Source organism: Pseudomonas sp. P5_A2_2 (assembly GCF_054177685.1).
Window position 1 is genome coordinate 1 of the sequence record NZ_JBGCUL010000112.1, and the last position, 9,282, is coordinate 9,282.

General features: G+C 60.5%; 9 protein-coding genes. 8 read left to right on the top strand and 1 reads right to left on the bottom strand.

Annotated features, from left to right (window positions below; translation table 11 throughout):
* The 8 genes from ACXRVY_RS10380 to ACXRVY_RS10415 form a co-directional block, all read left to right on the top strand.
* Window positions 1–418, top strand: a 418-nt coding sequence (locus ACXRVY_RS10380; RefSeq protein ID WP_458237350.1) for a TerC family protein, incomplete at its 5' end; no start/stop codon positions are given.
* Between the two features lie 294 nt (window positions 419–712).
* Window positions 713–2,371 carry a Na/Pi cotransporter family protein gene (locus ACXRVY_RS10385; protein ID WP_223459152.1) on the top strand — a complete coding sequence of 553 codons (1,659 nt, stop codon included), beginning with the start codon at window positions 713–715 and terminating at the stop codon, window positions 2,369–2,371.
* 56 nt (window positions 2,372–2,427) lie between these two features.
* Complete coding sequence (locus ACXRVY_RS10390) at window positions 2,428–3,804, top strand: M16 family metallopeptidase (protein ID WP_223459153.1); 1,377 nt, start codon at window positions 2,428–2,430, stop codon at window positions 3,802–3,804.
* A 145-nt stretch (window positions 3,805–3,949) separates the two neighbouring features.
* Entirely contained in the window at window positions 3,950–4,978 is a 1,029-nt protein-coding gene (locus ACXRVY_RS10395) for a DUF5924 family protein (protein ID WP_223459154.1), read from the top strand.
* A gap of 54 nt (window positions 4,979–5,032) precedes the next feature.
* Window positions 5,033–6,181 carry an ABC transporter permease gene (locus tag ACXRVY_RS10400; protein WP_223459155.1) on the top strand — a complete coding sequence of 383 codons (1,149 nt, stop codon included), beginning with the start codon at window positions 5,033–5,035 and terminating at the stop codon, window positions 6,179–6,181.
* Window positions 6,178–6,981: an ABC transporter ATP-binding protein gene (locus ACXRVY_RS10405; RefSeq protein ID WP_223459156.1), complete on the top strand. Its 804-nt coding sequence runs from the start codon at window positions 6,178–6,180 to the stop codon at window positions 6,979–6,981. Before ACXRVY_RS10400 ends, ACXRVY_RS10405 begins: the two co-directional genes overlap by 4 nt.
* Window position 6,982: 1 nt before the next feature.
* Window positions 6,983–7,921: an MlaD family protein gene (locus ACXRVY_RS10410; RefSeq protein WP_458237351.1), complete on the top strand. Its 939-nt coding sequence runs from the start codon at window positions 6,983–6,985 to the stop codon at window positions 7,919–7,921.
* On the top strand, window positions 7,918–8,541 hold the full coding sequence (locus tag ACXRVY_RS10415; RefSeq protein ID WP_223459158.1) for an ABC-type transport auxiliary lipoprotein family protein: 624 nt from the start codon (window positions 7,918–7,920) through the stop codon (window positions 8,539–8,541). Before ACXRVY_RS10410 ends, ACXRVY_RS10415 begins: the two co-directional genes overlap by 4 nt.
* 120 nt (window positions 8,542–8,661) lie before the next feature.
* Here ACXRVY_RS10415 and ACXRVY_RS10420 read toward each other — a convergent pair.
* Window positions 8,662–9,282: HAD family hydrolase (locus ACXRVY_RS10420; RefSeq protein ID WP_458237352.1), on the bottom strand; the 621-nt coding region annotated here is incomplete at its 5' end.

A 9,282-nucleotide genomic window follows, 5' to 3' on the forward strand; every position in this document is an offset into this window, starting at 1 on the left:
CCTTCCTTCGGGCAAGGGCGGCAACTTCCTCTACACCATCATCCAGATCGCGATCATCGACATCGTGTTTTCCCTGGACTCGGTGATCACCGCGGTCGGCATGGTCTCCCACGTACCGGTCATGGTCGCAGCGATCATCGTGGCCGTGCTGGTGATGATGTGGGCATCTGGCACCATCAGTGAGTTCATCGACAAGCACCCATCGCTGAAGATGCTGGCGCTGTCGTTCCTGTTGATCGTCGGTACGGTGCTGATCGCCGAAGCCTTCGACGTGCACGTGCCAAAAGGCTACGTCTACTTCGCAATGGCGTTCTCGCTGGCAGTGGAAGCGATCAACATCAAGATGCGCACCGCCATTGCGAAAAAAAAGAAACAGCAGGATCCGGTAAAGCTGCGCAAGGACATTCCGGGCCAGTAACCCGAAAGCGCTAAATTCGCAAAACCTGTGGGAGCGAGCTTGCTCGCGATGGCGGTCCGTCAGTCAACATCAATGTTGAAGCTGATGGCCTCATCGCGAGCAAGCTCGCTCCCACAGTGTTTTGTGTGGCTGGAAGATCGCCATTTTCATGACAGTTTTATTTCAATCCCTTCTTTGGCTATGCGATGCTGGCGCGCAGACCGTTAGCCAACTACAAGCTTAAGTACAGAACGTAGAACGTCGCGCGGTACCGTCAACTTGCTCCTTTGGAGCGCTACACCACAGGGGGCCTGTATGCTCACCCTGCTCAATTTACTTTCTGCCGTGGCCCTGCTGATCTGGGGCACGCATATCGTCCGAACCGGCATCCTGCGGGTCTACGGCACCAATTTGCGCCATGTCATTGGCCAGAACATGTCCAAACGCTGGCTGACTTTCGTCTCCGGGATCGTCGTGACGGCGATGGTCCAGAGCAGCAACGCCACCGCCATGCTCGTCACCTCCTTTGTCGGTCAGGGCCTGATGGCGCTGACGCCGGCACTGGTCACCATGCTCGGTGCCGATGTCGGTACGGCGCTGATGGCGCGGGTGTTGACGTTCGATCTGTCGTGGCTGTCGCCGCTGCTGATTTTTGTCGGGGTGATTTTCTTTCTGTCACGCAAGCAGACCCGACTCGGGCAGATGGGCCGTGTCGCCATTGGCTTGGGCTTGATCATTCTGGCGCTGCAACTGATTGTCGAAGCGGCGCATCCGATTACCCATGCCAAAGGGGTGAAGGTGATTTTCGCCTCGCTCACCGGCGATATCCTGCTCGACGCCTTGGTCGGCGCGCTGTTCGCGATGATTTCCTATTCCAGCCTGGCCGCTGTGCTGCTGACCGCGACCCTGGCGGGTGCCAAAGTGATCAGCTTGCCGGTAGCCATCGGACTGGTGATCGGCGCCAATATCGGCAGCGGCGTACTCGCCTTCCTCAGCACCAGCATGCAGAACCCAGCCGGGCGCCAAGTGGCGCTGGGCAGCCTGCTGTACAAACTGATTGGTCTTTTATTGATCATTCCGGTACTCGATCCGCTGGTGCACTGGCTCGATGGCCTGGATTTCAGCCCTCAGGAATTGGTCATCGGCTTTCACCTGCTCTACAACACCGTGCGCTGCCTKATCCTGCTGCCCAGTGTCGGGCCGATGGCCAGATTTTGTGCCTGGGTACTGCCGGAGCGCCCGCAGGCCAACGGCACGGCCAAGCCCCGGCACCTTGACCCCACAGCGTTGGTCACCCCCGGTTTGGCGCTGGCCAACGCGGCCCGGGAAACCCTGCGCATGGGCGAYCTGATCGACAACATGCTCGAAGCCATGCTCGATGTGTTGCGCGGCAAGCAAACCGCCGTCACCCAGGAAATGCGCCGCCTGACCGACGATGTCGAAGCGCTCTACAGCGCGATCAAGTTGTATCTGGCGCAAATGCCCCGGGAAGATCTCAGCGATCAGGACAGCCGGCGCTGGGCGGAAATCATCGAGCTGGCGATCAACCTGAAACTCGCCAGCGACTTGATCGAACGCATGCTGCGTAAAGTCCAGCAGCAGAAAACCTCGCAGCGCCGATCGTTTTCCGAAGTCGGGCTGGACGAATTGACCGGGCTGCATACTCAGTTGATTTCCAGCCTGCGGCTCGGGATGTCAGTGTTTCTCAGTGGCGACCCGGAAAGTGCCCGCCAGCTGGTGCGTGAAAAACGTCGTTTCCGCGCACAGGAACGGCGCCTGGCCCATGCTCATGTCAGCCGCTTGCACCGTAAAATCGTGCAAAGTATCGAAACCAGTTCGTTGCACCTGGAGCTGATCGCCGACATGAAGCGTCTGAATTCGCTGTTTTGCAGCAGTGCCTACGTGGTGCTGGAAACATCGGATACCGGTGCGCTGGTGGTCGACGATTTGACTGACATTACTCATTCACCCTGAACGTCCACCATTACCTGAAGTCTGTTGAACTTACGCTGGCCGTATGGAAGTCCGTTATGCGTTGTTTGTTGTTCGCCTGCCTGTTGCTTGGTTCATTCCCGTCATTTGCCCTGGATCGCTTCCAGGTCGAGGGCTACACCCTGCGCAACGGTTTGCAGTTGCTACTCAAACCCGGCACTGACCGAGGGCATGTGGCGATCCGGCTGGTGGTCGGCGTTGGTCTGGACGATTTCAATTGCGAAGAAAAGGAATTGCCGCATCTGCTGGAACACCTGCTGTTCAGCGGCATCGACGCCAGTGGCGAAGGTGGCCTGGAAGAGCGCATGCAGGCCCTGGGCGGTGAGTGGAACGCCTTCACCAGTAATGCCGATACGACTTTCGTCATCGAAGCGCCGGCAAAAAACCAGCGCAAGGTGCTCGACCTGCTGCTGGCGCTGCTGACCCAGACCCGTTTCGACGACAACGCCATCCACGCGGCCAAGCAAGTGGTCGAGCGTGAAGACGGCGGCCACTACTCGCACCTGCAACGCTGGCTCGATCGTCAGGACCTCGGCCACACGGCCAGCAACCAGCTGGCCGTGGAGCTGGGCCTCAAGTGCCCGGAGCGTGCGCAAGTCGATGACCTGACCCATGAGCAACTGGAGCAGGTGCGCAAGGACTGGTATGCGCCGAACAACATGACCCTGATCGTGGTCGGCGACCTCGACAAGTTGCTGCCGGCCTATCTGGAACAGGCGTATGGCGCGCTGGAAGCGATTACCCCTGGCGAGCATCCTGCGCTGCCGCAAATCCAGGTCAGCGCTGCCCACGAGCGCACTCTGACCCACGGTCTGGTCGGCAACGGCGCCAAATTGCACTGGCTGGTGCCGGAGCCGGTGCTGGACGACGGGCACGACCAAACCTTCGATTTGCTCAAGGATTATCTGGATTGGGCGCTCTATCGCCAGCTGCGCCTGGCTCACGGTTTGTCCTACGGCCCGTGGGCGGAACGCGAGGTGTTCGGCGGCGTGGGTTTCATGAGCCTCAATGCCGACCTTGAACGCGACGACGTGCCCGCGGCCGAACAAGTGCTCGACGACTTGAAGGCCGCACTGCTCAAGGATGGCCTCAATGCCGACACCTTCAACCGCCTCAAGCAGGCCGCGATTGCCCGCCAGGCCTGGGCCGTGCAAGGCAACAGCGCGTTGGCCGACTACTACTGGAGCGCCATCGGTGATTACGAGGACGGCCACTTCGCCGACCCGGCCCGGGAGCTGCAAGGGGTGACGCTGGAAGAGGCGAACAAGGCCGTGCGTGAACTGTTGTTGCAGCCGGGGTATTTGCGGATCGAAAAGCCGTTGTTCAGTTATGACCAGTTGATGTGGTTGGTGGTCGGGGGATTGGGCATGATCGTGTTGATGTTGGTGGGCTGGCGTTTGCACCGCAGGAAGTAACCACTCTGTTTGGCAAGCAAACTCCTTGTGGGAAAGACAATCCCCCAGGTTGCGCGGCGTGACTGACCGCAAACTCTCGCCACGGCGCCGCGGCAACAGGTACCCTGTCGAGGTTTTTTTCCCACGACAACTGTGAACCCGCCGAATGCAAAACCTGACCCTTTTCGTACAGCGCATCCTCGAATTGATGAAGCGCTACCCTGGGGTCATTGCGCTCTGTGGTTTCATCTCCGGGGTGGGCAGTTTCATCCTGGTCGATCGCCAGCAAAGCCTGGCGAGCTGGATTGCCACGATCATGCTGATCAGCTGGATCTGGCTGATGCTGGAAAACAGCCTGACCAAGCTGTTCACACGCATTTTCAAGCGCGAAATTCCGGAACCGTTGCTGCGTTACGCAACGCAGATGATCCATCAGGAAAGCCTGTTCTTTGTCTTGCCGTTCTTCTTCATCACCACGACGTGGAACAGCGGCCAGTTGGTTTTCACCGGGCTGCTGGGCGTCGCGGCGCTGATTTCGATCGTCGACCCGCTTTACTACAAATGGCTGGCGCCACGGCGCTGGGCGTTTCTGGCCCTGCACACCCTGACCCTGTTCGCCGCGCTGCTCACCGCGTTGCCGGTGATCATGCACCTGACCACCGCGCAAAGTTTCAAATGGGCGCTGGGCATCTCGGTGCTGTTGTCGTTCCCGAGCCTGGCGTCGATCTTCCCGATTCGTACCGTGCGCAATGCGCTGGCGATTTTTGGTATCACCCTGGGCATCGGCGTCATTGGTTGGGAGCTGCGCTCGTGGGTGCCGCCGGCCACGCTGTGGATGACCGATGTGGCCATCAGCACGCAAATGCAGGACCGCACACCTGGCGCCAGCCTCGACGAAGTCAGTGCCGAGCAGATCCGCAATGGCGGGCTCTACGCGTACACCGCGATCAACGCCCCTCGTGGCCTGGACGAACGGATTTATCACGTCTGGCAGTTCAACGGTAAAGAGGTCGACCGCATTCCTCTGGATATTCGCGGCGGGCGCAAGGAAGGTTACCGGGCCTGGACCCACAAGCAGAATTTCCCGGGCAACCCGGCCGGCAAATGGCAGGTTCGGGTGCTGACCGAAGATGGCCAGGTCATCGGCGTGCTGCGCTTCAAAGTCACGGACAGCACATCGATCAAAGAAAAGTAGTGTGGTTCGTGCTATTACGTAAAACTGCGTAATCACTGAACAAGCACGGAGCTTATGATCAGCAGCACGATGGCCGGCAACGCCCGATTGGACACGTCGTTTACCCCTGCGCGGTTGCGGGTGACGGGCGACTGGACGCTTGCCCATTACGCGGACCTCAAACTGTTGAGCGAAAAGCTCCACGGCCAGTACGACGCCAACACCCCCGTCGACCTCAATGGACTTGGTGCCCTCGACACCGCCGGCGCCTCGCTGTTGGTAGAGCTGCTCGGCTCCGAGCGCCTCGGTCGCTCCGCCGAACATCCTGATTGCACGCTCTCCGCCGCCGATCGGGCGTTGCTGCAAACCGTCTACTGCTCGTTGACCGATTTCTGCGTACCGATCAAGGAGCCGGAAGTCAGCGTTACCATTCAGTTGCTGACCCGCATCGGCCGGGCGGTGGACGCCGTCTGGCAGGACACCCTGGAACTGCTGGGTTTCGTCGGCCTGATCATCGAGACCATCGTCCGCGGCCTGTTCCAGCCAAAACGCTGGCGCGTCACGGCGATGATCGCGCACATCGAGCAGACTGGCCTCGACGCCGCGCCGATTGTTGCCCTGCTGACCTTTCTGGTGGGCGCCGTGGTGGCGTTTCTCGGGTCGACGGTGCTGGCCACTTTCGGTGCCACTGTCTTTACCGTGGACCTGGTGGGGTTTGCCTTTTTGCGCGAATTCGGTGTGCTGCTGACCGCGATCCTGATGGCCGGGCGCACCGCCAGTGCGTTCACGGCGCAAATCGGTTCGATGAAGGCCAACGAAGAAATCGATGCCATCCGCACCCTGGGCCTCGACCCCGTGGAGTTGCTGGTGGTGCCGCGAGTCCTGGCGCTGCTGATCGCCCTGCCGATGCTGACCTTTCTGGCGATGCTGTCGGGGATTATCGGCGGTGGCGTGGTCTGCGCGGTGGCGCTGGATATCTCGCCGGCGATGTTCATATCGTTGCTGCAAACGGATATCGGCGTTCAGCACTTTCTGGTGGGCATCGTCAAAGCGCCGGTGTTCGCTTTCCTGATTGCTGCGATTGGATGCCTTGAAGGTTTCAAGGTCAGTGGCAGCGCTGAGTCGGTGGGCGCGCACACCACGTCGAGTGTGGTGCAGTCGATTTTCGTGGTGATCGTGATGGATGCGATCGCCGCGATGTTTTTCATGGAGATGGGTTGGTGAGTCGTATCCCCCGAGCGCCCTCCGAGGCGGTGATTGAAGTCCGTGGGCTGTGCAACCGCTTTGGAAGCCAGAGCGTGCACGAGAACCTCGACCTGGACTTGTACAAGGGCGAGATACTCGCTGTGGTCGGCGGCTCCGGCAGTGGCAAATCGGTGCTGCTGCGCAGCATTGTCGGGTTGCGCCAGCCCAGCGAAGGCGTGGTGAAAGTCTTCGGCAAGAACCTGCCAACCTTGTCCGAACACGAACGCTCGCTGGTGGAACGACGCTTTGGCGTGCTGTTCCAGAAGGGCGCGCTGTTTTCCTCGCTGACAGTGACCGAGAACGTCGCCCTGCCGCTGATCGAACACGCCGGCTTGAGCCGCAATGACGCCGAGCACCTGGCAGCGGTGAAAATGGCCCTGGCCGGGTTGCCGCTGTCGGCGGCAGAGAAATACCCCGCGTCGCTGTCCGGCGGCATGATCAAGCGTGCCGCGCTGGCCCGGGCGTTGGCGCTGGACCCGGACATCCTGTTTCTCGACGAGCCCACCGCCGGTCTCGATCCGATTGGCGCCGCCGCGTTCGACCAATTGATCCTGACCCTGCGCGATGCCCTGGGCCTGAGTGTCTTTCTGGTGACCCACGACCTTGACACGCTCTACACCATCACTGACCGGGTGGCGGTGCTGGCGCAGAAAAAAGTGCTGGTGGCGGACGCCATCGACAAGGTCTCGGAAACCAACGATGCGTGGATTCACGAATACTTCCATGGCCCTCGCGGCCGCGCGGCATTGACGGCCGCCCAACAGCTCAACGAGGTCTGACATGGAAACCCGAGCCCATCATGTATTGATCGGCCTGTTCACCGTGATTGTGGTGACGGCCGCGCTGCTATTCGGCCTGTGGCTGGCCAAGTCCAGTGTCGACACCGAGTTCAAGGACTACGAGGTCGTCTTCAACGAGGCGGTCAGCGGTTTGTCCAAGGGCRGTTCGGTGCAGTACAGCGGGATCAAGGTCGGCGACGTGATCTCGCTGCGCCTGGACCCGAAAGACCCGCGCCGGGTACTGGCGCGAATTCGCCTGGCCGGCGATACCCCGGTCAAGGAAGACACCAATGCCAAGCTGGCCCTGACCGGGGTCACCGGGACCTCGATCATCCAGCTCAGTGGCGGCACGCCTCAGAGCCCGACGCTCAGGGGCAAGGACGGCAACTTGCCGACCATTATCGCCTTGCCCTCGCCCATCGCCCGCCTGCTCAATGACAGCGAGGACCTGATGGCCGGGGTGACCACGCTGATGCATAACGCCAACCTGATGTTCTCCACGGAAAACATCGAGCGCATCAGCAACACCCTGGAGCACCTGGAGCAAACCACCGGGACCATTGCCGAGCAGCGCGGCGATATTCGCCAGGCCATGCAGCAACTGGCCTCGGTCGGCAAGCAGGCCAACAACATGCTGGAGCAGACCACGGCGCTGATGCGCAATGCCAATGGGCTGCTCAACGAGCATGGCAAGGAGGCGCTGGGCAGCGCCGAGCAGGCGATGAAGTCGCTGCAGGAGAGCAGTGCCACCCTCAACAAACTGATCACCGCCAATCAGGATTCGCTCAACAGCGGCATGCAGGGCCTCAATGGCCTGGGCCCCGCCGTGCGTGAGATGCGCGAAACCCTGAGTTCGTTGCGCACCATTACCACACGCCTGGAAGCCAACCCCAGCGGTTACCTGCTGGGCAGTGAAAAGACCAAGGAATTCACGCCATGAAGCTGATTCGGATTGTCCTCCTCGCTGGCTTCACGCTGATCAGTTCGTGCTCGATCCTGCCCAAGCCCGAGCCTTTCGAGGTCTATCGATTGCCTTCGGCCCAGAGTGCATCGACCAGCCCTGGCACACCGCAGCGCTGGTCGCTGCGCGTGACCAAATTCCAGTCCAGCGAAGCGCTGAACAGTCCGAACATTGCAGTGATTCCCCAGGGCGATGTGATCAGCCATTACAAGGGTTCACGCTGGAGCGACCCGGCGCCGGTGCTGTTGCGCAATCGCATGCTGGAAGGTTTTCAGCATGACGGGCGGGTGCCGCTGTTGAGCACCGATGACAGCATTTTCCAGACCGATCTTGAATTGGGCGGCAGCCTGCAGGCGTTCCAGACTGAATACCAGGGCACGAATGCCAGCGTGGTCGTGCGTCTGGATGCGTTGCTGGTGCGCAGCTACGACCAGCGCATCCTTGCCAGCCGCCGCTTCGAAGTGCGCCAGCCTTTGAGCAATGTGCAGGTTCCGGCGGTGGTGGTCGGGTTCGGTCAGGCGAACGATCAGTTGACCGCGCAGGTGGTGAATTGGGCAGTCGAGCAAGGACAGAAACTCGCCCCGCCGCCCAGGCCTTGAAAGCCTGCGCAGCCCCCTGTGGGAGCGAGCTTGCTCGCGATAGCGGTATGTCAGACATATTTATTTTGAATGTGCGACCGCCATCGCGAGCAAGCTCGCTCCCACAGGGGTAAAGCCGTATCAGCGCTGCAAAAACGCCTGATGCATCTCTTCCAGCGTTTCAAAGTGATACGCCGGAGCCTCGGCGCTCAATTCTTCGTGGCTGCCGAACCCGTAACCCACCGCCGCCGCGTCCAGGCCATTGCTGCGTGCGCCGATCAGGTCGTGCTTACGGTCGCCGATCATCAGGGTGCTGGCCGGGTCCAGGTTTTCTTCGGCCATCAGGTGAGCAATCAGCTCGATCTTGTTGGTCCGGGTGCCATCCAGTTCGCTGCCGTAAATCACCTTGAAGTGTTTGGCAAAATCGAAATGCCGGGCGATTTCCCGGGCGAACACCCACGGTTTCGAGGTTGCGATGTACAGTTGCCGGCCTTGTCCGCTCAGGGTTTCCAGCAGCGGCGTGACACCATCGAACACCCGGTTTTCGTAGAGGCCGGTGACCTTGAAGCGCTCACGGTAGAAATTCACCGCCTCCCACGCCTTGGCTTCGTCGAAGTCGTAGAACTGCATGAACGCCTGCAACAGCGGCGGGCCGATGAAGTGTTCGAGTTTGGCCAGGTCCGGCTCATCGATACCCAGTTTGCCCAGGGCGAACTGGATCGAACGGGTGATACCCTCGCGTGGGTCGGTCAGGGTGCCATC

Coding starts and splice junctions, on each gene's coding strand:
- ACXRVY_RS10390 (WP_223459153.1), top strand. CDS start 2,428: ATGCGTTGTTTGTTGTTCGCCTGCCTGTTGCTTGGTTCATTCCCGTCA.
- ACXRVY_RS10395 (WP_223459154.1), top strand. CDS start 3,950: ATGCAAAACCTGACCCTTTTCGTACAGCGCATCCTCGAATTGATGAAG.
- ACXRVY_RS10400 (WP_223459155.1), top strand. CDS start 5,033: ATGATCAGCAGCACGATGGCCGGCAACGCCCGATTGGACACGTCGTTT.
- ACXRVY_RS10415 (WP_223459158.1), top strand. CDS start 7,918: ATGAAGCTGATTCGGATTGTCCTCCTCGCTGGCTTCACGCTGATCAGT.